Annotated in this window: 29 protein-coding genes and 5 tRNA genes; 6 read left to right on the top strand and 28 right to left on the bottom strand. The window is 51.3% G+C overall.

Annotated features, from left to right (window positions below):
- Positions 1–24: 24 nt before the first annotated feature.
- Positions 25–930 (top strand): TIGR01777 family oxidoreductase, encoded by a 906-nt coding sequence (locus tag R70331_RS05660; protein ID WP_042173597.1) that lies wholly within the window; start codon positions 25–27, stop codon positions 928–930.
- A 7-nt stretch (positions 931–937) separates the two neighbouring features.
- Here R70331_RS05660 and R70331_RS05655 read toward each other — a convergent pair whose 3' ends face one another.
- Genes R70331_RS05655 through R70331_RS05610 form a run of 10 tightly spaced genes read right to left on the bottom strand, consistent with a single transcriptional unit; the run spans position 938 to position 11,504 of the window.
- The gene (locus R70331_RS05655; protein WP_197071392.1) at positions 938–2,629 is read right to left on the bottom strand and encodes a DUF6382 and FHA domain-containing protein; all 1,692 of its coding nucleotides are present in this window, start codon (positions 2,627–2,629) and stop codon (positions 938–940) included.
- 17 nt (positions 2,630–2,646) lie between these two features.
- The gene (locus R70331_RS05650) at positions 2,647–3,159 is read right to left on the bottom strand and encodes an A24 family peptidase (protein WP_156131080.1); all 513 of its coding nucleotides are present in this window, start codon (positions 3,157–3,159) and stop codon (positions 2,647–2,649) included.
- A gap of 17 nt (positions 3,160–3,176) precedes the next feature.
- Positions 3,177–4,172, bottom strand: coding sequence for a TadE family protein (locus tag R70331_RS05645; RefSeq protein WP_042173591.1), 996 nt, complete (start codon positions 4,170–4,172; stop codon positions 3,177–3,179).
- An 18-nt stretch (positions 4,173–4,190) separates the two neighbouring features.
- Complete coding sequence (locus tag R70331_RS05640; RefSeq protein ID WP_052418937.1) at positions 4,191–6,452, bottom strand: hypothetical protein; 2,262 nt, start codon at positions 6,450–6,452, stop codon at positions 4,191–4,193.
- Between the two features lie 28 nt (positions 6,453–6,480).
- Positions 6,481–7,143, bottom strand: coding sequence for a TadE/TadG family type IV pilus assembly protein (locus R70331_RS05635; protein WP_042173589.1), 663 nt, complete (start codon positions 7,141–7,143; stop codon positions 6,481–6,483).
- Complete coding sequence (locus tag R70331_RS05630) at positions 7,143–7,331, bottom strand: Flp1 family type IVb pilin (protein WP_042173587.1); 189 nt, start codon at positions 7,329–7,331, stop codon at positions 7,143–7,145. The genes R70331_RS05635 and R70331_RS05630 overlap by 1 nt, the downstream gene beginning before the upstream one ends.
- Positions 7,332–7,344: 13 nt before the next feature.
- Positions 7,345–8,217 carry a type II secretion system F family protein gene (locus R70331_RS05625; RefSeq protein ID WP_042173585.1) on the bottom strand — a complete coding sequence of 291 codons (873 nt, stop codon included), beginning with the start codon at positions 8,215–8,217 and terminating at the stop codon, positions 7,345–7,347.
- Positions 8,218–8,237: 20 nt separating this feature from the next.
- Positions 8,238–9,080 (bottom strand): type II secretion system F family protein, encoded by an 843-nt coding sequence (locus tag R70331_RS05620; RefSeq protein ID WP_081947480.1) that lies wholly within the window; start codon positions 9,078–9,080, stop codon positions 8,238–8,240.
- Positions 9,074–10,342 (bottom strand): TadA family conjugal transfer-associated ATPase, encoded by a 1,269-nt coding sequence (locus R70331_RS05615; protein WP_042173583.1) that lies wholly within the window; start codon positions 10,340–10,342, stop codon positions 9,074–9,076. Before R70331_RS05615 ends, R70331_RS05620 begins: the two co-directional genes overlap by 7 nt.
- A complete protein-coding gene (locus R70331_RS05610) occupies positions 10,335–11,504 on the bottom strand; it encodes a P-loop NTPase family protein (RefSeq protein WP_052418936.1) in 1,170 nt (389 codons plus the stop codon). The genes R70331_RS05615 and R70331_RS05610 overlap by 8 nt, the downstream gene beginning before the upstream one ends.
- 291 nt (positions 11,505–11,795) lie before the next feature.
- Here R70331_RS05610 and R70331_RS05605 point away from each other — a divergent pair, with 291 nt between their 5' ends.
- Entirely contained in the window at positions 11,796–12,980 is a 1,185-nt protein-coding gene (locus R70331_RS05605; RefSeq protein ID WP_042173581.1) for a copper amine oxidase N-terminal domain-containing protein, read from the top strand.
- Positions 12,981–13,078: 98 nt separating this feature from the next.
- Here the strand turns inward: R70331_RS05605 and R70331_RS05600 are convergent, their stop codons facing one another.
- From R70331_RS05600 to R70331_RS05590, 3 genes are all read right to left on the bottom strand, one after another.
- A complete protein-coding gene (locus tag R70331_RS05600; protein WP_331281500.1) occupies positions 13,079–13,507 on the bottom strand; it encodes a thiol-disulfide oxidoreductase DCC family protein in 429 nt (142 codons plus the stop codon).
- A gap of 90 nt (positions 13,508–13,597) precedes the next feature.
- On the bottom strand, positions 13,598–13,876 hold the full coding sequence (locus R70331_RS05595; protein WP_042173576.1) for a hypothetical protein: 279 nt from the start codon (positions 13,874–13,876) through the stop codon (positions 13,598–13,600).
- Positions 13,877–14,064: 188 nt separating this feature from the next.
- Positions 14,065–14,499: an organic hydroperoxide resistance protein gene (locus tag R70331_RS05590; protein WP_042173574.1), complete on the bottom strand. Its 435-nt coding sequence runs from the start codon at positions 14,497–14,499 to the stop codon at positions 14,065–14,067.
- Between the two features lie 170 nt (positions 14,500–14,669).
- Between R70331_RS05590 and R70331_RS05585 the strand changes: the two genes are divergently transcribed.
- Complete coding sequence (locus tag R70331_RS05585) at positions 14,670–15,149, top strand: glutathione peroxidase (RefSeq protein WP_042173571.1); 480 nt, start codon at positions 14,670–14,672, stop codon at positions 15,147–15,149.
- 83 nt (positions 15,150–15,232) lie between these two features.
- On the opposite strand, the gene R70331_RS05580 is transcribed toward R70331_RS05585, so the two are convergent.
- From R70331_RS05580 to R70331_RS05565, 4 genes are all read right to left on the bottom strand, one after another.
- On the bottom strand, positions 15,233–15,595 hold the full coding sequence (locus R70331_RS05580; RefSeq protein WP_042173569.1) for a DUF1304 domain-containing protein: 363 nt from the start codon (positions 15,593–15,595) through the stop codon (positions 15,233–15,235).
- Between the two features lie 124 nt (positions 15,596–15,719).
- Positions 15,720–16,040, bottom strand: a complete 321-nt coding sequence (locus tag R70331_RS05575; protein ID WP_231576412.1) for an STAS/SEC14 domain-containing protein — start codon at positions 16,038–16,040, stop codon at positions 15,720–15,722.
- A 170-nt stretch (positions 16,041–16,210) separates the two neighbouring features.
- Positions 16,211–16,293 (bottom strand) — tRNA-Leu (locus R70331_RS05570).
- Between the two features lie 85 nt (positions 16,294–16,378).
- Positions 16,379–16,744, bottom strand: coding sequence for a helix-turn-helix domain-containing protein (locus R70331_RS05565; protein WP_042173565.1), 366 nt, complete (start codon positions 16,742–16,744; stop codon positions 16,379–16,381).
- A gap of 142 nt (positions 16,745–16,886) precedes the next feature.
- Between R70331_RS05565 and R70331_RS05560 the strand changes: the two genes are divergently transcribed.
- Together R70331_RS05560 and R70331_RS05555 are read left to right on the top strand one after the other, a co-directional pair.
- Positions 16,887–17,084, top strand: coding sequence for a Rha family transcriptional regulator (locus R70331_RS05560; RefSeq protein WP_042173561.1), 198 nt, complete (start codon positions 16,887–16,889; stop codon positions 17,082–17,084).
- Between the two features lie 35 nt (positions 17,085–17,119).
- Complete coding sequence (locus R70331_RS05555) at positions 17,120–17,749, top strand: nitrogen regulation protein NR(II) (protein WP_042173559.1); 630 nt, start codon at positions 17,120–17,122, stop codon at positions 17,747–17,749.
- Positions 17,750–17,821: 72 nt separating this feature from the next.
- On the opposite strand, the gene R70331_RS05550 is transcribed toward R70331_RS05555, so the two are convergent.
- The 11 genes from R70331_RS05550 to R70331_RS05500 all read right to left on the bottom strand — a co-directional run bounded on the left by R70331_RS05550 (position 17,822) and on the right by R70331_RS05500 (position 25,807).
- A tRNA-Leu gene (locus tag R70331_RS05550) sits at positions 17,822–17,904 on the bottom strand.
- 5 nt (positions 17,905–17,909) lie between these two features.
- Positions 17,910–17,984, bottom strand: a tRNA-Glu gene (locus tag R70331_RS05545).
- 190 nt (positions 17,985–18,174) lie between these two features.
- Positions 18,175–19,305 carry an alanine dehydrogenase gene (gene ald, locus R70331_RS05540; RefSeq protein WP_042173556.1) on the bottom strand — a complete coding sequence of 377 codons (1,131 nt, stop codon included), beginning with the start codon at positions 19,303–19,305 and terminating at the stop codon, positions 18,175–18,177.
- A gap of 103 nt (positions 19,306–19,408) precedes the next feature.
- A complete protein-coding gene (locus tag R70331_RS05535) occupies positions 19,409–20,608 on the bottom strand; it encodes an ABC transporter substrate-binding protein (protein WP_042173554.1) in 1,200 nt (399 codons plus the stop codon).
- Positions 20,609–20,677: 69 nt separating this feature from the next.
- Positions 20,678–21,379: an ABC transporter ATP-binding protein gene (locus tag R70331_RS05530; protein ID WP_042173552.1), complete on the bottom strand. Its 702-nt coding sequence runs from the start codon at positions 21,377–21,379 to the stop codon at positions 20,678–20,680.
- 5 nt (positions 21,380–21,384) lie between these two features.
- Positions 21,385–22,164, bottom strand: coding sequence for an ABC transporter ATP-binding protein (locus R70331_RS05525; RefSeq protein WP_042173550.1), 780 nt, complete (start codon positions 22,162–22,164; stop codon positions 21,385–21,387).
- A complete protein-coding gene (locus R70331_RS05520; protein ID WP_042182216.1) occupies positions 22,136–23,101 on the bottom strand; it encodes a branched-chain amino acid ABC transporter permease in 966 nt (321 codons plus the stop codon). The genes R70331_RS05525 and R70331_RS05520 overlap by 29 nt, the downstream gene beginning before the upstream one ends.
- Before the next feature lie 12 nt (positions 23,102–23,113).
- Positions 23,114–23,941 (bottom strand): branched-chain amino acid ABC transporter permease, encoded by an 828-nt coding sequence (locus R70331_RS05515; RefSeq protein ID WP_425280424.1) that lies wholly within the window; start codon positions 23,939–23,941, stop codon positions 23,114–23,116.
- 772 nt (positions 23,942–24,713) lie between these two features.
- Positions 24,714–24,802 (bottom strand) — tRNA-Ser (locus tag R70331_RS05510).
- A 5-nt stretch (positions 24,803–24,807) separates the two neighbouring features.
- Positions 24,808–24,883, bottom strand: a tRNA-Asn gene (locus tag R70331_RS05505).
- A gap of 162 nt (positions 24,884–25,045) precedes the next feature.
- A complete protein-coding gene (locus tag R70331_RS05500; protein WP_042173548.1) occupies positions 25,046–25,807 on the bottom strand; it encodes an MBL fold metallo-hydrolase in 762 nt (253 codons plus the stop codon).
- Between the two features lie 128 nt (positions 25,808–25,935).
- On the opposite strand from R70331_RS05500, the gene R70331_RS05495 reads away from it, so the two are divergent.
- Positions 25,936–26,364: an Lrp/AsnC family transcriptional regulator gene (locus R70331_RS05495; protein WP_042173545.1), complete on the top strand. Its 429-nt coding sequence runs from the start codon at positions 25,936–25,938 to the stop codon at positions 26,362–26,364.
- The last annotated feature ends 107 nt before the right edge of the window (positions 26,365–26,471 follow it).

Here is a 26,471-nt window from a genome sequence, read left to right as displayed (position 1 = left end):
CATCCTGAAACGGAGGCTCCTTCTATGAAATATATTATCTGCGGCGGCAGCGGCTTTATCGGCCGTGAGCTGGCAGCATTGTGGCTGGCGGCAGGACATCAGCTCATTGTCGCCGGGCGCACTCTGCCAAAAGCTGCAACTTCTCATCCTGCTCTCAGCTATACAACCTGGGACAACCTCGCCGCCAATCCGGAAATTGCCGAGAATGCCGATGCGCTGGTCAATCTGGCCGGAGCTTCGCTTAGCCAGCGCTGGAGCGCTGAAGGTAAGCGCGCTATTATGCAGTCCAGGCTTGAAACGGTGGAGGCTGCGGGAAGGCTGGTATCAGCTCTGCAGCATAAGCCGCCAGTCATTGTGCAAGCCTCTGCTGTCGCCATTTACGGCACATCACTCACCGCGACTTTTGATGAAAACTCTCCTGTCCGGGTGATGGATTTTCCGTCAGAGGTAGTCCATACATGGGAAGCTGCAGCTGATGCAGCTTATACAGGAACACGGCTGGTCAAGCTCCGTACCGGTGTAGTCCTCGGCAACGAGAGCGGAGCCTTTCCCAAAATGAAGCTGCCTTATATGCTCGGCTTCGGCGGCAGAATCGGCAGCGGGAAGCAGTGGCTCTCCTGGATTCACCTGGAGGATATTGCCCGACTAATTGATTTCAGCATCCGTAACCCGGAAATAGCCGGCCCCGTAAATGCCACCGCCCCCAATCCGGTGACTAACGGGCAGTTCGGCCGGATGATCGGCAAAGTCTACCATCGTCCGCACTGGTTCCCGGTTCCTGCCGTTATATTAAAGGCAGCTGCCGGCGAGCTGTCGGAAATTCTGCTGAAGGGCCAGCGGGTGCTGCCATCCAAAGCCGTAAACCACGGCTTTACCTTTAACTATCCGACACTCCAGCCCGCACTGGAGCAGCTGAAGGCAGAGAAATGAGTGATCATCAGGCGGAGCGGAACGTATAGCTGCCCTTGATGATTGTAAATTCGCTGCCCTCGGTCAACGGATACTCTTTATAAGGAATCATCGGGGCTCCCTGATACAGCGTCCCGTTGCGCGAGTCCAGATCCTTGATGATATAACCGGCTGGGCCTCTGGAGATTTCAGCATGAACTCTTGAGGCCCCCTCCGATTTCTCTACATATTGGGCTACATCAGCTGAACGGCCTATAATGAAGCTGGCCCGGTCCAGTTCAATCTTCTCCGCTGCTCCATCCTCATCTGTACCCGTGCGTTCCAGAAACGGCCCAGTCCGCCCAGCCTGTACCTTTCCCCTGCCGGCGGCTTCACCTTCACGGACCTCCAGCAGCGCTGTTGCCGGCTCGGGAGCAGGCTGGGGCCTTGCAGGAGCCTTGTTTTCAAACAATAAGCTTCCTGATTCCTTTCTTACTTGTAAAGGCCGCTTCTGTTCAACAACGGGAGGTGTCTGGGCTCTGAACGGCGTTACCGGGTTTTTGCCAAAATCCCATTCAGACCCCTTCGGCCTGCGGTTTATAGAACGCTCCTCTGCTTCTAAGGCTTCACCCTCAAGCCTCTCCCCTCTTCCGTCCCCGCCCAGTCTCACTCCCGTCATGATCCTCCCGCTCCAAACCATCCAGCATATGAATGCCAGTATAGCGGTAGCTGCAAGGCAGACCGACAGCCAGAGTGTTGACGGCTTGTCCAGATACAGGAACTTCCATAGCAGCGCATCAGCCAAAACAGCGCCTAATGCCGCATAAGTTCTGTATGGGGACAAAATAACGTTATCGGCCTCATCCACATCTTCATATTCAGACAATTCCGATTCATCAGTAAGCCTCAATCTGGGCAATGGGCCTCCCCATGCCTGTTCTTTGCCTTGACTGCTACCAGCTGCCTGTTCCTGCGGGCGGGTCAACGAATGTCTCCTGAGCGCAGAAGGAGCAGAAGCCTCTCCCGGCATAACAGCCTGCGGGACGCCAGACTGCTGTTCTTGCATGCGCCGGACAGGCAATTCTCCAGAAACTGCATGCCCGGTCCCAGCCGGCATATTTGATGAAGCAGCTTCTGTACCTGCTGACAACCTATCTACAAGCCCGTCGTCCGCCAGCAGCTCGGCAAGCAGGCTTTTTAGCCCGGCCGGGCTAAATTCCATACTTCCGCAATATTGAAGCAGTCGCTGCAGCCCGCTCCCGGACAGCTCCGTAACCGATGCCATGAGCACCATAACCAAAGATTTAACTGCTTCACCTGTAGAGACTAACGGCTCTGCCGGCTGCAGCGGTATGTAAGTAAGAAAGACCTTGCCGCTGCCCAGCGGCCCTTCAATAAATATATAATCCGCATGCAGCGCATACTGCTCTGCCCTTAGCATATAGAGCCTTCCCTCCTCCATTCCGCGGGCAATCTGCAGCAGCAGACCGAAGAGTTCGCCCATGCTCAGCCTTTCACTCTTTAGCAGGTGGCTGAGCATCTTGCGGCGGGAAACAGCATACTCCAGCGTTATCTTAAGATCAATCTCCTTGAGCAGCAGACGCAGATGATGCGGGATGACGGTATTCATCAGCATTCTCGCCTGCACCATATTAAGCTCCGCTGCCGTTAATCCCTTAGCGCTTCCAAGCTGCATGGAAATGCCGTCCTGCTGGATAAAATCCCGGGTTAATCCGAACAACAGCATTCACCCCCTGTCTAAAAACAAAAATAGGTATAAATAAATCCGGGAAGCACAGCCAGCATGAACGGAAATCTCAGTCCCTGGCTTTGTAAGCCGCTTGTTAACAGGCCAGGCTTCTGCAGCAGCAGAAAGCCGGCGGTTCTGCTGAGCATGCTGCGGATTCTCCCCGCTGCCTCCCGCCTGAACAGAACAATAATCCAGCCGATTACAGCCCCGAACAATACAGAATACATAATGACCTCAAGGGTAAACCAGATTCCTGTCCAGGCCCCGATACCTGCAAAAAGCTTCACATCCCCGGCTCCGACTGCACCCGTCACATACAGCAGCAGCAGGGCGGCAAAGCCGGCAGCTGCGCCGGTGAGTGCAAACAGCAAACCGCTGCCCCCGTCTGCAATGATTCTTGACAGTAATCCTGTAACCAGAGCAATCACAGAAATCCAGTTCGGTATCCTCATCCACCGCAGATCCGTAACAAAAGCTGCTGCCAGAATACTCAGACAGCCCCAGAAGGCCCATCCTTCCACCGTCACCCCTCCTCCCGCTAGAATCTTTTTACTACTTTAAAGGTTGCCTCCAGACTGGTCCCGTCTTCAAGCGTTACTACAAAAGTCCATGTGCCCGGTGTCGTATTAACCCCGATTTTCCATTCCCATTCAATAAAGCCGGCTTCGTCCGCTTCTTTCCAGCCCAAATATTTAGCTGTACTCTGGCCGCTTTTATAAAAAATAGAAAGATTCGCCGTTGCTCCCGGTGGAACCTTAATCCTGATCACGCCCTGCTTGTTGGCTACGCCCGGATCCGGTTTCTCAAGAATGATAATATACGCCTGCGGCTCCTCATTCCCGTCTTCCCCGCTTTGACCGGCTGCATCGGTATTCCCGATCCAGATTCGTTCAACACTGCTGGCTTCCAGGACAATTGCTTTATTCAGAAAGGGCACCTTCATCGGCAGCTCATAGCTGACCACTAATCCGAAGTACGGGCGCGAACCCTCCTTCAGCTCAGGAATTGTGACATTGGAGACATGTATCCGTTCATAATCCAGCCAATCCGTTGCCAGATAAGGCTTCATTAAAGGCTTCAGCGCAAGATCAAGCGCAGCCTGGGACGCCTCAGCCTGAAGCTCCTGCAGAGGGCCTTCCGCCCGCTGCACCGCAGCTCTGACCCATTCATCAATAGGTGCAGGCAAAGTATCCGCGTAGCTGCCGCTCCACTCCTGAAGAGACAGGCGGGGAATACTCCACTTCCCGGAAGGCTTCCCTGCATCCGGTGCTCCGCCGGCTCCTGCCGGATCTGCAACGCTGTTCTCTTCCTCAGCCCACTTCTGCGCGGCCAGTGCAGCCGGATAGATATGTGTCGATATCATTTTCACTGTGTCGGATGCAGTGCTCTGCAGAGCCGTCGAATACAGCGTCATCTGAATGATATAGATCATAAAAAGGACAAACAGCAGAAACACCGGAAGCACCATCGCTGCCTCAACCACCATACTCCCTTCATCCCGGCGTTTCTGCGCCTGCAGATTCCAGCACTTCATTCCGCCCTCCTTCTGCTGCTAATAAGAAAAATCTGCCTGCACAGCACGGTAATATACGTTGCCTTCTACCTCGCCCGGAAGCCCGGAGCTGTAATTCAGCAGCTTCACCGCCCCCGGCAAAAACCACAGCCTAAGGCCCATGCGGATCTGGGCAGTGGCATAAGTGAATTTTTCCTGCGGGTTAATTCCCGTGTTCAGCCTAATCAGAGCAAGCATGCGGGACAGCTGGGCTTCACCTGCCCCATGCAGAAGCATGAATAACCTTAAATAACCGCGGTAGTCCAGCATAGCCGGCAAGTATTTGGATAATACGACTTCGCCAGCTTTGCTCAACTGAAGCATATCCTGAACCGCCTGCTCAACTCCGTACAACAGCGCTGCGGCTAAAATAGCCAGCGGGTTGCTGAGCCGGGCATTCTCGATAAATCCCTCCATCGTCCGTATTGCCAGCCTCAGTGCAAAAATTTCACCATAGGCAGCGGCTATATTTCCTGCAGGATTATGGAAGCCGTACAGAATATACTCCAGCTCCTGGGCATGAGGATCAAGCTGGCCGGACAGGGCGGAGAGCAGGCTGTCTCCGGAATCAGTAGCTGCGGCAGCCAGCAGGGAGAAGTCAAAATGCTGAAAATAAACTGCCGAATACTCCGTCTGGAACAGCCTGTCCCTTGCCCCCGTCATAATGCTGCCTATAGCCGCATATAGCCCGTCTACATTCCCCATTGCGGAGCTGCCCGCAGTATATACATCCTTGCTCCCGGAATTTGCTGCCCGTGCATTATCCTCTGCCTGATTAAACCGGATACTATCCTCGTAATATTGGCGGAGCGTGTTGTACCGCTGCTGCGCTGCTGCCGCGCTATCGCCGAGGCTGCGAAGCTGATCTATCAGCTTCATCGCATCTCCCAGCTTGGCTTTAGCCTGCTGCTCTATCTGCTTGCGTTCACTGTCGGCTGTACGGTGTGCCTCTATCTCGGCAGTCTCTGCGGATATAACTGCACCGGAGTTGCCGTAATTCAGCAGATAGCTGCTGACAGCTTGTGAAGTATCCAGCACAGCAGTACTCATCCGGGTAACATCGGCATACAGTCCGGCAGCTTCTAACAGAGCAGCAGGCAGAGCAGAAACTGCCGGCTCCACCCTCCCGGCTGCCTGTTCCTGGACGGTTATATTCCGTTCCAGCGTACTCAGCTCGCCCGGTGCAAGGAGCAGGTTGTCCTCCTGCTCACGCAGCTTAGACAAAGCCTCTGTATCAAGTCCGTTATTACTGCTGCCGGGAATATTCCAGCTGTCCGCCGATGCCTGCCCGCTCTCAGCGCTGCTTACCCTGGACTGCTCAAGTACAGTCTTCATCTGTGCGTTAAGTTCTGACGCTTCACGCAGTGCAGCTTTAGCTTCGGCCATATGAGAATCATGCTGCTGTCTGAAAGCAGACAGCACTTCCGGTATTCCGGTAAGCAGCTTCGCAGACTGCTGCAAATAGCGGCCGATGTCATACTGGTATCTTTCATATTCCTTCTCTCTGTCACGGTACAGGTCGGTATAGTATTTGCCTACATAATCGTTATACATAGCCACTATATCCGCAGCTGTTTCAACACTGCTTAGCGAACGGGTACCGATATAATCCTGCGGCGGATTCATAATGATCTGCTGCAGGCCTCTTGCACTCTCCGCTGCCTTCCGCCGATGTTCAAGCATCCGGTCAAGCGCTGCTTCACGTGCATCATACAGGGGATGAAGCTTACCGAGGACCTTCGTTGAACGCGAAGCCTCCCCCATTGCAGCCGCCAGCGGCCTGAATTTGCCTGCCAGCTCAAGAGCAAAGTCAACCGGTGCTTTGTATTTCATCTCCTCCGCAATCTGCCGGCGGAAAATATCGTAACTGCCGATTGAGCGGCTCCAGGCCAGGGAAGAGCTGTCCAGCTTGACCGGCAGCAGATTAAAGGCATCCCCCCGTCCGCTTTCGTACAGGTTGTCGTTGAGTACTCCGGACAACAGCTGCTCCCCGTTATCGCCCCCGAAAGCAAACAGTCCATAGCTTTGCTGAAGGCTCAGGTCATAGGAAGACATTACTGAGCGCACCGCCGCCCTGGCCAGTCTCTCCTGCTGTACACTCGCAGCAGCGATACGCGCATAATCAATTAATACAGCGGTGAACAGGAAGACAAAGGCGAGTACCATGATCAGAAAAACGGATACTGAGCCATCCGTTGTAGTACTGCATCCCGGTATCCGGTTGCTGTCTTGAGCTGTCTTCGTCCGGTTCTTTGATCTCATCTGTACCCTCCTTCCTGTTCCGCTGGCCTCACTTCTTCAGAGTGTTCAGCATCTGGCCGGCCTCCTGCTTATCCATGCCCGTCCCGGAGCTGTTCTCCTGCTTACCGTTCTTAAATTTGGCGGCGTAATATCGCATCAGCTCAACTGTGCGGATAAATTCCACCGGTTCCGTAACAACCGCCTGTGTCTTCACTATTGGCTCTGACTTATCCTCCATAAGCCCATCCAGTACTGGCAGCCGAAGTACACGCTGCAGCTCAGTGCTTATCCTGCGGCCGGAAAAATTGTAGCTGTAGCTCATCTCTCCAGTCATATTCGCCGGAAGCTTCTCCGCCGAATGCTCAAGCTTCAGCTTGGGCAAAGAACCTTGAGCCCCTTGTGCCGGTACCGTAAGCTCCACTCCCCCATTTACAGACCCTGTACCAAACAGGGAAGCAAGCAGCCCGTCTTCGCCGATCCGCCAGTACAACGAATCATAGCTCCCGGCCGGAAACGCTCCGCCGGTCCCTTTATTACTATTATCCCAGTTATAGGCAGCACGCTCAGCAGTAGCAGAAGAAAACTGCAGCAGCATTGTCCGCTGATAGGTATATAAGCTGAAGAAAAGAAGCAGCATTGTAATCATCATAATGATAGGAAGCAGCAAAGACGCTTCAACTGTGAAACTGCCTTCATCACTCCGCAGATCCATTACTCAAAAACTTCCTGGCTCTTGCTTCCCGCCGTACTGATTAAATCCTTGACCACCTTAGTAATTTCCGTACGGAATACCAGAACCACTGCGATCAATACCGCAATAATCATGATCATTTCCAGCGTACCCAGCCCTTCCTCATCCTTCCACAACCGCTTGGCAGCTTCTGCTATCATTAATTTCATTTTCTTCATCCTCCTACATTTTGAGCATCATGATTGCCGGTGTTCCCACCAGCACAATAACAATTAAAAAGATAAGCACCATCGGAAATACCAGCTTCGAGGAAGCCTGTTCCCCGCGCGTACGGCTAAGCGCTTTTCTCTTCTCCCATAACATCCGTGAGAGATCACGCAGTGAAAGTACAAAATCCGCACCGCCCCTGCGGTAATTTAGCAGTACTGTAGTTGTAAACAGCGACGCCTCCTGCACGGCACAGCGTTTGCTGAACTGTTCAAATGCCTGCTGGAAGGAATAGCCGCTCTCCCATTCGGTAATCATTGTAAAAAGCTCCTTGTAGAGCGGATGGCTGTAGTCACCCCTGCGGCTCTCCACACAGCGGATAATGGCCCGCTGCACGGTCTCGCCGGCGCCAACCAGCAATACGATGCTGTTGAGCAGCTCCGGCAGCTCAAGCACAATATTCTGCTCCCGCAGCCTTACCTTTTTGTGCAGGTCACTGACCAGGGCAACCGGGAGAATCAGGGCCAGGAGCACCCCAAGAATAATTCCGGCCTCCTCGCCGCTGATCAGGGTCAGCAAACTTCCGCCCAGCAGGAAGAGCCAACTGAAGCAGAGCATCTCCCCCATGAAGAGCAGCGTCCGCTCCGAACTGTAGCGCAAGCCATAGCTGCGCTGCAGCGAGCGTTGTATTCTCAGCACCACCGTGGGCAGATAGCTGGAAATTTTCCATTTCTCAACCAGCAGCAGGAAGGGTACTCCGGCGGCGCGCAGCTTCAATCCCTCCATCGTCAGGCTTCGCAGTACGTCATAACGGCTGCCGCATCTCAGTCGCAGCAGCAGCCAGCCGAGAATCAGTACAATTACTGCGGCACCGCTTATCCATTGCATTTCCCCACCTCCTCACAGCCCTAAAGCGGAATATCCATGATTTTGGATGTCCAGCGGTAGCACAGGTATAGTCCGGCCAGCGAAAGTGTTGAAATCGCCATGCCCGCCCCTGTGTACATGGGCTGCATATAGTCGCTTGCCGTCAGGCTCATGAATAATACCATCAGCAGGGGGGCGGCCAGCAGGGCCTTGGCTTCGAACTTCTTCTGGGCAATGCTTACGGCAATATCCTGCTGAATATCCAGCTTCTCCCCGATAATAGAGGAGGTCCGGCGCACCACCTCAACCAGATCTCCGCCGGTTCGTTTGCAGACGGTGAACACATCGGCAAACCGCTCCACATCCTCCATTCCGGCCCGGCGGCTGAAATCATGCAGCGCCTCCTCGATCGGCTGATTGTACTCCACCCGCGCGCAGATAATGGTCAGCTCCGAGAGCATGTCACTGTTCCCTTCCGGATCAAGCATCTGCAGATCGGCCACAGCTTCGCGGAACGCATTCTCCACTGAACGCCCGGCAGACAGCGAGGAGGAAAGAGAAAATAGAGTCTGCTTAAACTGCAAATTAAGTGCAGCGCGCCTTCGGTCCCGCAAATAATTGCGCAACAGCCCCGGTGCATAAGCTGCCCCCGGCACCAGCAGCAAAGAAATCAGCAGCTGATGATAGAACAGATAACCGATGCCGTACATCAGCAGCCCGCCGGCCAGCACCGCTGATATTTTCAGGCGCGGAGATAAGGCATACACTGTATAATCCGGCAGCTGCGTCCCGCTGTCCGGCTTCTTCTTATCTGATATATCCCGCTGTCCCGGCCTTTGCCGCGTCCGGGCTCTTGCTATCCGTTTGTGCGTCTGCTTCAGCATACCGGCTCCTTCACCTCCTTAGCGGCTGCAAATTCCTTCAGCGGATAATGATGTATACCGGCCATTCCCAGCTTGCCGGTATGCATCAGCGGATTGCCGCATGCAGCCAGCTTGCCTTCAACCACTCCATCACGTTCCCCCGCTTCACGGAATTGGTACAACGGGTTAAGCACCACCTCCCCTTCCCTTAATCCGGCAACCTCGCAGATTTCTACTACCCTGCGTGAGCGGTCCCTCAGTCTGGAGAGATGCACGAATACATCGATAGCAGAGCTGATCTGCTGCCGGACTACGGCAACAGGAAGGTCCGCTGCACTAAGCACCATCGTCTCCAGCCGGCTGACCATATCCCGCGCACTGTTGGAGTGTCCTGTAGATAAGCTTCCGGCATGACCTGTGTTCATGGCCTGCAGCATATCGAGACATTCAGCTCCCCGGACCTCACCCACTACAATACGGTTAGGCCTCATCCGCAGGGAGGAGCGGATCAGATCGCGGATGCTAATCTCTCCGCGCCCCTCCGTGTTGGCATTTCTCGTCTCCAGAGAAACCAGATTCGGTACAGTAACAATCTGCAGCTCCGCTGAATCCTCAATGGTAATGACCCGCTCCTGGGGCGGGATGAACTGGGACAAGGCGTTTAGAAACGTAGTCTTCCCGGAGCCCGTTCCGCCGCTTATAAAAATATTGTAGCCGGCAGCTACCAGGGTCTGCAGCAGCTCTGCCGCCTCTTCGTCTAGCGCCCCCCGGCACACCAGATCATTCATGGTCATCGGTGTTTCGGGGAATTTGCGGATCGTCATCGCCGGCCCCTTCAGTGCAACCGGGGGCAGCACCACGTTGACCCGGGAACCGTCACGCAGCCGTGCATCTACAATCGGAGTAGAGTCATTGACCACGCGGTCCACACCGGAGACCACTGACTGGATAATATCCTCCAGCCGGCTCCTCGACTCAAAAGCCAGCGGCAGCCGCCGGATCTGTCCCTCCTCCTCTACAAATATCTCCTCATGGCTGTTGATCATAATCTCGGTAATGGCCGGATTATCAACGAGCGGCTGCAGGATGTCCAGACCCCGGAAGGAATCGAACAGCTTTTTCACCAGCTCATGCTTCTCCTGGGCAGTCAAATAACGTAAGCTCTGCATCTCTAGAATAGTCTGTTCGATATAGCGGCTAAGCTCACGGTTCCCGACAGCCGAAGTAACATCAAGCCCCGCACGGATATCACGCTTCAGCCTTCTGAATAATTCCTCATTCATACCGGCTACCCGTGAATACTCCCGGCAGCAGCGGCTCGACAATATCACGGCATATCTGCTCTACGCCTGCTATAAAGGGCGGAGATTCCAGACACAGCTCCACATGATGCTGCAAGGCCCAGGACGGGATATAGGGAAGCTGGTTATCCGGTGTTATGCCCCCGGGAGCCAGGTTATTTTTGCCGGATGCTCCGGCAAAGTTCAGAATGAACCGGCTTTTATCCTGAAGATCCTGCGGCCAGCCTGAATGGGCGTTGCTGCCGTGCTGCAGCCATTTCTCTGTCTTATAAAAGCTTTGCTCATCATTTCTGAGCACCCAGAGAAGTATCCCGCAGCGCTTCAGTACAGCCTGGGTGCGTTCTTCCTCCAGACTGCCGGTATCAACCAGCACTACGTCATAGTTGCCCGCCGCACTAAGTAGATTCAATAAATCCAGCGTATCCGGCTGTGTCATTTGCAGCATTTCCTTAAAATTCTCTACAGGCCTGAACCCGTCACAGCGAAGAGCTTCATGTCTGCATACATATCTTCCAAGCTCAAGCTTTACCGCCGCATCCTCATTTCCATCCGCTTGCCTTACCTTCAGCTCATACAGCAGCCGTTCCAGGCCTTGCGCCTTGTGTGAGGGCATTTGCACCAGCAACCCGCTGCTGTCAACACTCTCCAGGTTCAAATAAAATACTGACAATCCCTTTGCCGCCAGCTGTTTGGACATATTAAGCGCCAGAGTTGTTTTGCCGCCGCTGCCGCTGGCCGAGACGATCCCGAGCAGCAGTGTTTCCTCTCTAAGGGCAGATTCTGCTCTGGGCCGCCTTACTTCGCATAACTGGAGTACAGCCTCCAGCAGTGACGGCAAAGCCTGATATTTCTGAATTACCGTCCCGCCGGCCAGATTTGTACCGTTACCGGCTATTCTGCCGTCCTCGCTGAGAACGGCCCAAGGCACTTTGCTCCTTCCTTCAACCAGCCAGGATTCAATAAAAGAAGGATCGCCCACTACCGCATCCGCCGGTTCGCCGCTGGCCATAAACTCCATGAAGGTATCCGGCCTGCTAAACGCAGAAATCCGCAGCAATTCCCCGTAATCACTGTGATGCACATAATGCAGCAAAGGCTCAATATATTGACTCTCGCGAACAGCCAGCACAATCCTCGCTGCCATAATAACCACTCTCCTTTCAGACAAAGCAAAAAAAAGCACCGTCAATAACCGCAGTAATACGGTCATTGAACGGTGCTTCCGCTCGTAATCCTATAATTTACAGCTATAGTAGCATATATGCAGTAGAGCGGCAATCCTTTTTTTTCATAAAAGAGTATTTACCTTGCTATACCTCTACTGGAACAGCATGTCCACAATAGGATATATCCCCAAGTCACATTAGGTGTTATACTTTTATTTGGTAAACTTTTCCCATACCAACACTTTCATTTAAAAGGAGACTTCACACAGATGAAATTACTACCCGGTTTTATTGCCGCACTTACCTTATCCGGCGCAATCAGCCTTTCGGCTTCCGCCGCAGAGAAACCGATTACAGTCCAGATCGACCAGGAACAGCTGCAGCTGACCACAAACGCCCCGCTCAATGATGGCCATGCCATCCTTGTACCGATGCGCCCTATTTTTGAGAAGCTGGGACTCAGTGTTGTATTTGATGCCAAGACCAGCACCATTACCGCAACAAAAGAAGGCCTGGTTATCAAGCTGCAGCTCGGCAGCAAAAACGCCAGCATCAACGGCATCGTGAAGCCGCTCCAGACCGCTCCAAAAATGATAAAGAATGTTACCTATGTGCCAGTCCGTTTTGTAAGTGAAGCTACCGGCAATAACGTGGTCTGGAATGCAACTACGAGAACAGTCGAAATTACAAGCCTGCAGGGCACCGATGATACAGTCTCAGTAGCCGATTTCTTCAGTAATTATGTAAAATACTCAAACGAAGAGAACTATGAAGGCTTCATGAGCCTGATTGACTCCAAATCGCCGATTGCCCAGATCGGTCCGCAGATCAAGCAGCAGTTCGAAACCTATAACCTCAAAAATTCGGTAGACCAGCTCAATATCATCGAGCTTAAAGCCAATGAAGCAACTGTACATACCATCGAATCCACCGAAAAAATCAGCGGGCCGTTTATGCCGAACAGCCAGACTGAATATATTTACTCCCTGACACGCAGCACTAAGGACGCTGACTGGAAAATCAGCAATCTCCAGCTTCAGGCCGTGCAGTACAGCCTCCCGGAAAGCGCTCTGACAGCAGCCGTAACGGTTCCAAAGGCAGATGAAGATGCGATCAAGGCTGTATTCGCCGCCAATGTCGATTACACCAATAAAGAAGACCTGGATGGCTTAATGTCCACCATAGACGAGAACTCTGCGGGTTATGAGCAGAATAAGCTTGTAGCGGCCCAGCTGTTCCAGGCTTATGACCTTGAGGGCACCATTGAATCCTCAAAAGTCATCGACTACCAAGGTGATACTGCTGTGTTGTATTCAGTGCAAACCATCAAGAAGCTTAAAGGTCCGCAGTTCCAGGATAACCGCAATACTACCATTACTACGCTCACCAAATCTGCAGACGGCAAATGGAAGCTTGTGCAGAGCTTCCTGCTTTCAACCGAACCGCTTAAATAGCACATTGAAGCAACATTATGGCATAGAACATATGAATCTTTACATTTGTACAAAAAAAGCAGCGGATGCTCATCCGCTGCTTTTTTGTGATTCCCGCCTTACAAGAACCTGCTCCTAATCTCCGGCGATGGAATCAGGCATGTCTCATCCCGTCCAAACCACCGGTAACGGTTCCTGGCTACAAACCGGTATAGTCTATCACGCAGCGGGCGGGGTACAATAATGAAGGCATAAGCGCAAGGCCACGGATACCGCAGTTTACGGGCAATATGCAGCACAGCAGAAGATTCTGTGTATACTCTGCCGTTCTCAAGAAGGATTACCGTATCCAGCCGGCCAGCCTCAAGCCCTGCAGCCAGCTGATGTGCCCGCCCTTGTTCACCCTGCAGCGGAGCAAACTTAATATGGCCCTTAGGATCTCGCGGAATAATGAATCTGACCAGCCCCTGGCACAGATGGCAGACCCCGTCGATCAGCACAACGGTCTGCCCTGCTTCCGGAATTTTATCCTTTTCCAAACGCCGCACCCCCTCCAAGTCCCTTCCTAATTCCTTCCGTCCATATATAAAATAAAAACGCGGGATAGCTCCCGCGCATTCATTGTCCGTCCGTTACCCTTATTCAGCAATTGCCTTTTCGATCCACTGGTCACCGATCATCTGATCTTCGAATTCAGCAGTGTAGGCATCCATGCATTTACAGATGAAATCCTTGCGGCACACCGGGCATGGGGTTTTGAGCAGGCGGCTGATGTTCGTCATTTTCCATTCCGGATTCCGGCTGTAGAACGCGCGGCATTGTGTTCCGTCAGCAGTCTTAATAATAAATTCGTACAAGCCCTCTTTATCATTGCTGCTGGCTTTCGTCACATTCGTAATTTTCGGTCTGTAAGACATCTTCATCACCCATTATCTAAATTTTTGGTTCTAATAGCACACGTAGCTTTAACAGATACTTAGACATAATAAAGATTTTTGGGGTTGATGTCAACCGAAGTACGCGCTGCCGCCTGCCAATTATCCCGTTTATCCGGTTTCCGTCTATATTTAGCCATTATTCCCTAAAATAGAGCTTTATACTGTCTTTATATCACATTTAGCTCAACTTCAATATTTCCGCGGGTCGCTTTGGAGTATGGGCAGAAATCATGCGCTTTTCGGGCCAGTTCCTCAGCCTTGGAACGCTCAACACCCGGCAGGCTGACATCCAGCTTCACGCCCAGCTTAAAGCCGCCATCACTCTCATCCTTGCCGATCATTACATTAGAAGTAACCGTAACATCCTGAAGCTTCACGCCTTCTTTGCGGGCAATATTGGCAAGCGCACTCTCATAACAGGCCCCGTAGCCTGCTGCGAACAGCTGCTCAGGATTTGTGCCGTTCCCGCCGGGTCCGCCAAGCTCCTTAGGCATCTTCAGATCATGCTTCAACACACCGTCCGAAGATTCTACAGAACCTTCACGTCCCCCCCGGACAGTTGCTGTCGCTGTATACAAAGCCTTCGAATTTAATGTGCTCATCGTTGATCGTCTCCTTTTATAGTGAGTTTTGGTCGTACACACCTTAACTTTAAACCTCAGGTCAATTTTGAAACGATAATACCGCTCTTGTCACAATCCGGATGTTTGCATTCCATAATAAATAGTGTAAAATTAAATTGTGATAAATTTATGTTCGGGAGGCTAAATTCATGAGTATTTATGATTATGAAGCTAATACCCTGCGCGGCCAGGAAGAGTCGATGTCCAAGTACAAAGGTAAAGTGCTGCTCGTTGTGAACACAGCCAGTAAATGCGGCTTCACCCCCCAGTATAAGGGTCTCCAGGAGGTCTACGATAAATTCAAGGACCGCGGTTTTGAAGTGCTCGGTTTCCCGAGTAACCAGTTTGCCAGCCAAGAGCCGGGCGCAAGCGAGGATATCGCCGAATTCTGCGAGATTAATTACGGAGTAACCTTTCCGATGTACGAAAAAGTTGATGTAAAAGGCGACAGTGCACATCCGCTTTTCAAATATCTGTCCAAGGAAGCACCAGGCGTACTGGGCTCCAAAAGTGTGAAGTGGAACTTCACCAAGTTCCTGGTGGATCAGGAAGGCCGTGTGCTGAAGCGGTTTGCCCCTTCGACCACTCCGGACCAGATTGAAGCCGATATCGCCAAGCTGCTGGACTAATTCATTTTACCGTTGACCATGCAAAAAAAACTCCCTGTAACGGCCTGCCGGCCATGTACGGGGAGTTTTTGTATCACACAAAATTACCACTTCATAAGAACGGCAACGATGGCGATTAATGCAGGTACGGCTTGAATGTACAAAATTGTCTTTTTGGCAGTCAGACTGCCCACGATTCCGGCAATCAGCACGCAAGATAGAAAAAACAGCTGAATATGCCCGCCTGCTACCGCATCCGGATATACAATCCCCCAGATCAGCCCCGCCGCCAGAAACCCGTTATACAGCCCCTGGTTAAAAGCGAGCGATTTCGAGTCCTGTGCCGCCTGTGCCGTAGTCCCAAATGCCTTCTGCCCCTTCGGTGTCGCCCACAGGAACATCTCCAGATAAAGGATGTAAATATGTAACAACGCAATTACCGCAACCAGCACTACACTAACAGTCATGTAATTCCCTCCAAGATTAAATGTAATCACATTATATCACTAACAATAATATTTTACACAATTAATTTTAGGATGATATATCTTTTCGTTTCCATGAAATAATCTGGCATTTATCTTAGAAAAGCTACATCACCAGCCAGGTCTTTGCGTCCTCAGGATCGTCGTAGTATTGGATTGGAGCCATAAATAGGTCAGCGTGCTTGCGTAAAAACCTGTGTAGCCGATGTCTGCTGAAATAATCCCCGACAATCGCCAGCTTTCGGATATGCGACTGAAGCCTGATCAGATTCCCTGAAAGTTCAAGCACCACTTCCTTCGTAAGCTGTGTTTCATATAAATCCACCCACATAGCAAGACGTTTTGGCTGCCCTAAAATAAAAGCCTCCTCCGCTTTCATTAAATCAAACAAAGCTTTGCTGTCGGTATGAAAGCTGCCATACTTCAAACAGTGTATCTCTCCGCCCTTATAATAATACGGAAAAATAGAGCCTCCGGGAGATTTGACGATCATCGAATATTCCTCCATAAAATCAGTTTTAAGTTATAGTAAAAAAACAACAGGGCAGCAACTCTCATCTAGAGAATTACTGCCCTGTTGTTCTGTTAAAAATATAATGCGGTAGAGAGGACTCGAACCTCCACGGGTATACACCCACTACCCCCTCAAGATAGCGTGTCTGCCATTCCACCACTACCGCGCGGTGTGTTACAAAAGGTAAAGCTTTGTCTGAGGTCAACATTCAATATTATAAACCGGTTTGCAGTAAATGTAAAGATGCCGGCTTAGGAATTTTCCTCTGCCTGCTTCTGTTTACGGTATCGGGTAAATGCTATGTATTCCTTAATAAACTCTTGCTCTTTGGGCAGCAGCTCTTCACTGTGGCAACTCAGTTGCCGCATATGGGCAGACATATACGCCTCTCCTTCTTCACGCACCCCATCGGCAGCCGCTTTACCCAAAATCAGCCAATCTAGACTGACATGAAAAAATTCAGCGATACGGATCAGATGCTGCGTTCCCGGTGTGGACTTTCCGCGTCTCCAGTCCCCGAAATTGCCAGAGCTGATATGGAGCTGCTCATAAAATAGCTTTTTGGTAATCCCCTTCTGCTTAATCAGATATTCAATCCGATCATAGATCGTCTGCATCGTTCAACCGCCTTCCACAGCATTTTTTGACGCAAAAACGTTATTTAGATTGTAAAATGACGTAAAAAAGTGTATAATTGGTTATTATTAGTTCCAGATGATTATATCATACGGCTGGATGGTCGATAAGAGGTGAAGCCTGTTGAATAGCAAACGTCCCGTGACCCCCTATGGCTGGGCAATCAAACAGAGGCTGACAGAATTACAGCTGGACCAGAAGAAATTCTGCGAGCTGCACGAAATACCGCCCTACCGCCTGTCTAATCTGATTCATGGTACACGGAAGGCTGAGCGCTACAGGCGTCTGGTGTCAGAGCTTCTGAACCTGCCTCCGTACTGACAGCCCATCCTGCATGCACTCAAGGAGCGATAACCTTGCCATTAAGCTTATCTACAGCCCTCACTGCTTCTCTTAACGCCCTGACACATAAAGCGCTGGTTATAGACAGAACCGGAATCATCCTGTTTATGAATAATCATTGGAAGACGTTCCCGGAGCATTACAGGCTGTCACAGGCGGGCGGAATGGCGGGAAGCCACTATCTGCAGCTTTTTGAAGAGTGGATCACCATCCCCGTCCAGCTCACAGCGCTGGCTAATGCTGTACAGGACATCCTTCAGGGCGGGCGTTTGATTTCCAGCTCTGAGTTTTTTTTGCATATCCCTGACCAATCTGACCGCGTGTTCAGTCTGGACGCTTTTCCATTATTCACAGAGCGCTCCTGCGGGATTCAGTCACTTGTTCTTTCCCTGCACGATAAAGGTCCTGCTGAGCCCCGCCCGCATGAGCACACCCGCAGCTGTCATCCTTTGCGTCCCCGCCGTATTACCGGCAGTCTCGTGCCCATATGTGCGTCCTGTAAATCTGTCCGCAGCAGCCTGGAAGAATGGATCACTGTTGAGCGGTTTCTTCATGCCCAGCTTTCCCTGCAATTCACCCATGATATTTGCCCGGATTGCATCCGCCAGCTCTATCCCCAATATGCGGGAGTTCTGAACCAGTAATATTCTAAAACTTCTGTGTACAAAACAAAAGGAACGAAATCCTTGAGACCAAGGCTTCCGTTCCTTTAATTATGCGGTAGAGAGGACTCGAACCTCCACGAGCATACGCCCACTACCCCCTCAAGATAGCGTGTCTGCCATTCCACCACTACCGCATATATGGTGACCCGTAGGGGATTCGAACCCCTGTTACCTCCGTGAAAGGGAGGTGTCTTAACCCCTTGACCAACGGGCCTTATTCATAAGTTGTGTTTACCACAACAAAAATGAGTATATCAAACTCCGCTAACTTTGACAAGTGCTTTTTTCTGAATCAGTTAAATCCTGAAAATATCCGGGAGGCGGCTGCAGAAAATGCCAACACCGCCCCTCCCGTCCAAAGACTGCACAGACTGCAGAAGAAGACATACCTGCTCATATCTACCTTAGCCGCCCGGCAAAGCCAGCGCCTCTGCTCCGTCAACCGGCTCATAGCCAAGGCTTTTGGCTACTTCGGTATTCGTCACCCGCCCGGCTGCTACGTTAAGCCCGCGGGCCAGTGCCGGATTGTCAAGCACTGCCTTGTGAATGCCCGAACCGGCAATCTGCAGTGCATACGGCACTGTCACATTAGTGAGCGCAAGCGTCGAGGTGCGGGCCACCGCCCCCGGCATATTGGCTACTGCATAATGCACGACGCCGTGTTTTACATATGTCGGATTCTCATGGGTAGTCGTACGGTCAATGGTTTCGATGGAGCCGCCCTGGTCAATCGCAACATCCACTATGACAGAGCCTTCACTCATCTGCTGCACCATATACTCCTTCACCAGCTTGGGGGCACGGGCGCCGGGAATCAGCACGGCCCCTATCAGCAGATCGGCTTTGCGTACCGCTTGCTCTAGATGATAGGAATCCGACATGATTGTAATGAGGCGCCCGCCAAAAATATCATCCAAATAGCGGAGCCGGGCGGCATTGTTATCGAGTATAGTCACTCTTGCACCCAGTCCCAGCGCCATTTTAGCCGCATTTGTACCGACAACACCCCCGCCCACAATTACGACTTCACCGGGCTGTACCCCGGGCACACCGCTCAGCAGAACCCCCTTGCCGCCCTGCGGCTTTTCCAGCAGCCTTGCTCCGATCTGAACTGCCATCCGCCCCGCGACCTCACTCATCGGGGTCAGCAGCGGCAGCGAGCCGTCCGCAAGCTGGATGGTTTCATAGCCAACAGCTGTAACTCCTCCGTCCAACAGCGCTTTGGTAAGCTCTGCCTCAGGCGCAAGATGCAGATAAGTGAACAGAATAAGACCCTTGCGGAAAAAAGCATATTCTTCAGCCAGCGGCTCTTTCACTTTAAGGACCATTTCCGCTTCATTCCATACTTGAGCCGCTTCCGGATACAACACCGCGCCCTTATTCAAGTACTCGCCGTCATTGAAGCCGCTGCCGGTCCCGGCCGACTGCTCAATCAGCACCTTATGGCCGGCTTTACAGAGGGCTTCCACTCCCGCCGGGGTGAGAGCTACACGGTTTTCGTTGTTTTTGAGTTCTTTAGGTACTCCGATAATCATGTCTGTTCCTCCTCTATTAAGGATGACAAAAGAAAGGCCCGCAAAGGAGCCTTTCTCTGTAGAGTCCATTATTCATTCCCCACATCATATGCGGAAGAATCGCTTAAGGATTAACTTTTGCTTCAAAAGTCTGAACACCGCCGACGAATTTCAGCACGACAGCAGCTTTAACCGGGTCATGGGTTTCGTTCAGAGTGATTTTACCAGTAGCCAGCTGCAGATCTTTGGTTGCTGCCAGAGCATCCTTAATCTTAGCCGGATCAGCTTCACCCGCACGGGTGATTGCATCAGCAACCAGCTTAAGCGCATCATAGCCGAGAGCCGCCATACCGTCAGGTACTGCGCCGCCGTTAGCTGCTTTGTAAGCATCAACAAACGTGGTTACTTCTGTTGCCGTATCTTCAGGTGAATAGTGGTTGGACATAAATGTGTTCTCTAGCGCTGCTGCACCGGCAATTTCAGCCAGCTGCGGGGAATCCCAGCCGTCGCCGCCCAGGAACGGTACAGTGATACCCATCTCACGGGCCTGCTTCACGATTTTACCTACTTCTTCATAGTAGCCCGGCAGATAGATAACATCCGGATTAGAGGCTTTGATGCGGGTCAGAACCGCTTTGAAGTCAGAGTCTTTCTGCTGATAGGATTCCTGGCTCAGAATTTCTCCGCCGTTAGCCTTGAAGGTTTCTTCAAAGAACTTCTGCAGACCCTTGGAGTAGTCACTCGAAGTATCTGTATAGATTACTGCCGTTTTAGCACTGAGATTGTTGCTTGCAAAGTTAGCCATAACCTGGCCTTGGAACGGATCGATAAAGGCTGCGCGGAATACCCATTCGTTCACATCGCCGCTGCGCTCGTCAACTGTAACCTTAGGGTTTGTTGCACCAACAGCTACAAGCGGAATCTGCTTCTCGGTAGCAACCGGAACGATCCCCAGCGTGTTCGTAGAAGTGGATGCACCGATAATCGTAACCACTTTATCATTGGTGATCAGCTTCTGCGCTGCCTGAGTTGCCTCTTCAGATTTCGAGGCATTGTCGGCAATAACCAGCTCAAGCTGCTTGCCCAGAATACCGCCGGCTGCATTGATCTGGTCAACAGCGAGCTGAGCGCCCTTGGATGCGGAGTCGCCGAAAGAAGCCTGGCCGCCTGTAAGCTCAAGGTCGGCACCGATTTTGATTGTGCCCCCGGCAGCTGCATTTCCGCCGCTTGCAGAGTTAGCGCTGTTCTCTGTGTTGTTGCCGCAGCCTGCTGCCAATACCGCAGTCAATACTGTTGACAAAATGATGGCCCCAATTTTTTTCATAGTTTCTCCCAGCCTCCCGAATAATATAATTTCTATGTGTTGGATCTGTGATGCCTCAGATACATTTATCTAGTGGCCGAGATAGGCCATTTTGATCTCTTCTGAATCCGCCAATTCCTTGGCATCTCCCTCCAGAACCACTTTTCCGGTTTCCAGCACATAGGCGCGGTGAGCAATCTTAAGCGCTTGATGAGCGTTCTGCTCAACCAGCAGCACAGTTGTACCGGCTGCGTTAACCTCCTGAATAATCTTGAAAATATCCTGCACCAGCAGCGGTGCAAGGCCCATTGAAGGCTCATCCAGCAGAAGCAGCTTGGGGTGTCCCATAATGGCACGGCCCATGGCCAGCATCTGCTGTTCACCGCCGGACAACGTTCCGGCCTGCTGCTTCTTGCGCTCAAGCAGTCTCGGGAACATGTTGTAGACCCTCTCGAAATCAGCAGCAAGACTTTTACCATCCTGCAGGTAAGCCCCGAGCTCAAGATTTTCTTCTACTGACATATTGGCGAACACGCGCCGGCCTTCCGGGCAATGAATCAGCCCCTGCTTCACTATTGACTGAACACTCTGGCTCGTGATGGATTTGCCCAGAAACTCAATACTGCCGGTCTTAGGCTTAAGCAGCCCGGACAGCGTCTTGAGCAGTGTGGATTTCCCGGCGCCGTTGGCGCCGATCAGCGTCACAATCTCACCCTGGTTAACCTGAATACTGAGATCCTTTAATGCGTGAATGGCTCCGTAGTAAACGTTGATTCCCTGTACTGTAAGCATCGCCTTTACGCCTCCTGTCCCAAATACGCTTCAATAACCTTCGGATTGTTCCGGATTTCCACCGGTGTTCCGTCGGCGATAAGGACTCCGCGGTCCAGGACATAGATCCGGTTGCAGACACCCATAACCAGTGACATATCATGCTCGATCAGGAGAATCGTCAGATCGAATTCTTCCCGGATCCAGGCAATCAGGTTCATCAGATCCCGGGTTTCATTAGGGTTCATACCGGCAGCCGGTTCATCCAGCAGCAGGAGCTTAGGTCCGGCCGCAAGCGCACGGGCTATCTCCAGACGGCGCTGATTACCATAACTGAGGTTGCCAGCCGTCTCCTGGGCCTGATCGGCGAGGTTGAATATTTTGAGAATATCCATCGCCTTTTGCGTGATTTCCTCTTCACCCTTGAAGTGCTTCGGAAGCCGGAGCATGGAGCTGAACAAGGAATGTCTGGCATGCTGGTGGAAGGCGATTTTGACATTTTCCAGTACAGTCATAGCCGTAAACAGCCGGATGTTCTGAAATGTGCGCGCCGCACCTTTATGATTGATCTTAAAGGGCTTCATGCCGCCTACCGACTCGTTATTAAGCAGAATCTTACCGGTAGAGGGCGGGTACACCCCGGTTAGCAGGTTGAACAATGTTGTTTTGCCGGCACCGTTCGGTCCGATCAGGCCGATGAGCTCCCCCTTGTTAATATAAAGGGAAACTTCACTCAGCGCCTTGAGGCCCCCAAAGGAACGGCTGGCCCCTTTAACGTCAAGGAGTACTGCTGTCGATGCTGCCATTGCCCTTTGCCTCCTTTTTACCGAACTTGCCGAAATTGATTTTGGTTTTGCCAAGCAGGCCGCTCGGACGGAAAATCATCATCAGAATCAGAACGATGGAGTAGATAATCATCCGCCATTCCGGGAATTCACGCAGATAAGTGTAGAGCAGAGTAACGAATACTGCCCCTACAATAGATCCTGCCGTACTGCCCAGACCTCCTAGAACGACCATTACGAGAATTTCAAATGATTTCAGGAAGTTGAAGCTGCCGGGAGTAATAACATAGAAGGTATGCGCCGACAAACCGCCCGCCATCCCTGCAAACAAAGCACCAATGGTAAAAGCAATAACCTTATACAATGTGGTGTTAATCCCCATCGCTTCTGCGGCAATTTCATTCTCGCGGATAGCCAGACAGGCACGGCCATGCGTGGAGCGGATGAAGTTGTTAATAAGAATAACCGTGAACAAGGTAAAGAAGAAAATAATTGTCCAGGTGGTTTTTGCCGGAATACCGCTCAGACCGGAAGCGCCGCCTACATATTCTGTATTCAGCAGAACAATCCGGATGATTTCGCCAAAACCCAGTGTAGCAATCGCCAGATAATCACCGTTGAGACGAAGCGTCGGCATCCCGATCAGCACTCCGAAGACCGCGGCCACGATACCGCCGGCAATGATAGCCAGAACAAACGGCACATCGTAATCAAGTGTCAGTATAGCCGAGGTGTAGGCACCGACGGACATAAATCCGGCATGCCCGATCGAGAACTGTCCGGTAATCCCGTTAATCAGGTTAAGCGAAACTGCCAGCATAACGTTGACGCCTACCAGAAGCAGCATTGAGCGGGTTACATCATTAAAGATTCCCGTTGTTAGGAGAATTTGAACTAAACCATAGAACGCAAGAGCAACGATAACGCCCAGCCAGAATTTTGTATTCAGCTTCTTCATGCTGTTCCCCACCTACACTTTCTCCCGGACATTCTTGCCGAACAGCCCGGATGGTTTGAAGATTAGGATCAGAATCAGCACGGCGAAAGCAACACCGTCACGCCAGGATGAATAGCCAAGCGATGAAATTTCAGTCTCAACTGTTCCCAGCAGCAATCCGCCGACAAGCGCGCCCGGAATGCTTCCGATTCCTCCAAGTACTGCCGCTACAAAAGCTTTGAGACCCGGCATTACACCCATAAGCGGATCAACCGAGTTATAAGTCATACCGAAGATTACGCCGGCAGCTGCAGCAAGCGCCGACCCGATGGCAAAGGTTGCCGAGATGGTGCGGTCTACGTTGATCCCCATCAACCGTGCCGCCTCCATATCAAACGATACAGCCCGCATAGCCTTACCGGTCTTCGTATAACGAACGATATATTGCAGAATAATCATCAGTACAATGGTAGTAATCAGAATCATAACCTGATTGGAATCGACTTGGATCGAACTTCCGAACAGCTGATACTGCTTCTTCACCATAATATCCGGGAACCCTTTCGCTTGCGGTCCGAGGATAAGCACTCCGACATATTCCAGCAGGAACGATACGCCGATCGCTGTTATAAGTGCGGCTATTCTGGTGGACTTGCGCAGCGGCTTATATGCAAGCCGTTCAATAGTGATCCCAAGCAGTGAGCTCATCGTCATTGAAATGATCAGCGACAGCAGCAGCACCAGTACCGGAGGAAGCCCGGCATTTGACAGAAACTTGGCACTGTACAGGCCGATGAACGATCCCACCATAAAAATGTCGCCGTGAGCAAAGTTGATCAGCTTGATAATCCCGTAAACCATTGTGTAGCCAAGGGCGATCAGAGCGTAAATGCTGCCTACGGAAATCCCGTTAATTAGTTGCTGAATGAAGTACTCCATCGCCATCCCCTTTTCCCCATAGTAATCAAAAAACCCCTTCCTCTGTCTCCCAATCTGTTTTTCTTTCTAAGATGTCATTTATATTAACACATGCTTTTAGGTCCGTCACTAAAAAATGCAAGCTTTTAATATAATTTTCGAAAATTAGTGTAATATTATATAACAGGTAATGTTCGTTATGGGTTACATAATCTACAAATAATATGAAAACGAGAGGATATCGGAGTAAAACAGAGGATTCGGGAGGAATGATCTTTTGATTTTTCTTTCCTTTTCTAATACAATACTTTATTTTCGCTCAAATAATATAACATTTGTCTCTTTACAGCATCAATTCTTCAACTAATTAAAGGGATAACGAGTTGCACCACTAGAATTACATAGCTTCATATAGTATGATGTAGTTTTAGGCGAGAAAAGCTAACATTCGACACTAAATTGTGACAAACCCCCTCGTTCCCCCTCATTCGATCCCACACAACCATTTTTGCAAAATATTTAATGCGCAGTGTTCCCGAAGAAAGGAATGGGTTAATGCGGAGCTGCTGATGAGGGTGCGGAAGATATTATTTATAGTCCGAAAGGCAGCTTATTGAGCATTTGCGGAAACAATTCTGACAGCCTGATTTTATTCCGGCGGCAGCAACAAAAAAAAGCCCCCGGAAAACCGGGAGCTTCATTTCTGTAATTACGACGGAGAGAGAGGGATTCGAACCCTCGCACCGCTTACGCAGTCTAACCCCTTAGCAGAGGGTCCCCTTATAGCCACTTGGGTATCTCTCCAAGAATGGCTCCCCGAACAGGACTCGAACCTGTGACAACTCGATTAACAGTCGAGTGCTCTACCAACTGAGCTATCAGGGAACATTACATGAACAAGAAATAATTTATCATGATTTCGGGTTCGCGTCAAGCGGCGGCATAGAATTTTTATAACGGTTACATTTGGAAGCCGCAGAATCAGGGTGCAAGCACCTGAACTTTCATGTCCATCGATATTTGCAGTTAAACATAACTTCCCCCGCTTCAGATACTACGGCAAAATTCCCCGTCCGCGGGAATAAACACACGCTCCAGCAGCCCTTCTTCAGCCAAACGGACCCTAAGCATCTCTCGGGTTACGAGACAGTGGTTAATGGCTTCCATATGCACTGCGATAACAGCTGCATCCTGCGCATGGCGGCATACTTCCACAACATCCTGTTCATCCATCGTGATAGGGCCGCCTGTTACAAACCGCGCGCCCCCGGCGTTAACTATAATCGTCTCAGGATGATGCCGGCCCAGTGCCTCGGCAACTTCTTCGCACCAGATCGTATCTCCGGCTAAATACAATACAGGCTCACCCTCTGCCTGAAAAACAAAACCGGATACCTTGCCCATCCGCTCCCCGGTCTCCCCGGTGCCATGCTGTCCGCCAATTCGCGTCAAGGTTACTCCCCGAAAAACCAGCGGCTGATGATCAGGCACCGCACTAACCGCAGCAAAGCCTTGTGCGCTGATTCGTATCTGATCGCCCTCCTGACACAGCACCGGCAAATCATGCGGTAACAGCGAAACTGCCGCAGCATCCCAATGATCCTGATGCAGGTGGGTGACAAGCACCACATCCGGATTCAGCCATTGCCCTGCCGGACCGGGCAGCGGCACCAGCGGATTTCTGCGGTCATTGGCCGTGTTGGCAATCGGCGGGTTAGCCTCCTTTTCGTTCAGCATAGGATCTATAAGGAAGGTAAGGCCGCCGTATTCGAGCCATAGAGCTGCATTGCGGATCAGTTGAATTTTCATGTGTGTACACCTCTTTCTACAGGCTGTCTTCTGCTACAATTCATTATAGAAGTTCTTCATTCTGTATTACATTGCGCCGCGAAACAGATCGGGCAGTTCTACTTTCACACGGAAAGGATTTACTCTATATGACCTCCTATATGATCGACGATACCGATTACCGCATCCTGCAGTTTCTCATCGGGGACTCCACACTAAGCCATAAGGACATCGGAGCGCTGGTGCATATGACCGGACAGGCCGTAGGCGCGCGCATCCGCAGAATGCGGGAGCTTGAGATTATCGAGGGCTATACCGTGCGCTGGAATCCTACGAAAATCGGACTGGGAATCCATGCCTTTGTCACAGTGTTTCTGAGCTCGAATGCCGCACATCCTCCGTTTCAGCAGTTCGCCAGACACCATGAAAGCGTAATGGAGCTGCACCGCGTCAGCGGCGAGGGCTGCTACTGGATGCGTGTGCGGCTGAAGGGGCAGGAGGAGCTGAACGCATTTTTGGATGAGCTGCTGGAGTTCGGAAACTACAAGGTAAATTTAGGGGTGGGGCAGCTTAAATAGGGTACAGGTGTCTCGGAGCTCCTAATTATGAAGCTTGAACACATTGGAGACCGAACTTGTTGCAGACCGAACCATTGGAGACCAAACCATTGGAGACCAAACTTGTC

The sequence above is a fragment of the Paenibacillus sp. FSL R7-0331 genome, from assembly GCF_000758645.1.
Taxonomy (GTDB): domain Bacteria; phylum Bacillota; class Bacilli; order Paenibacillales; family Paenibacillaceae; genus Paenibacillus_AQ; species Paenibacillus_AQ camerounensis.
This window is presented reverse-complemented; position numbering and strand designations above follow the sequence as displayed.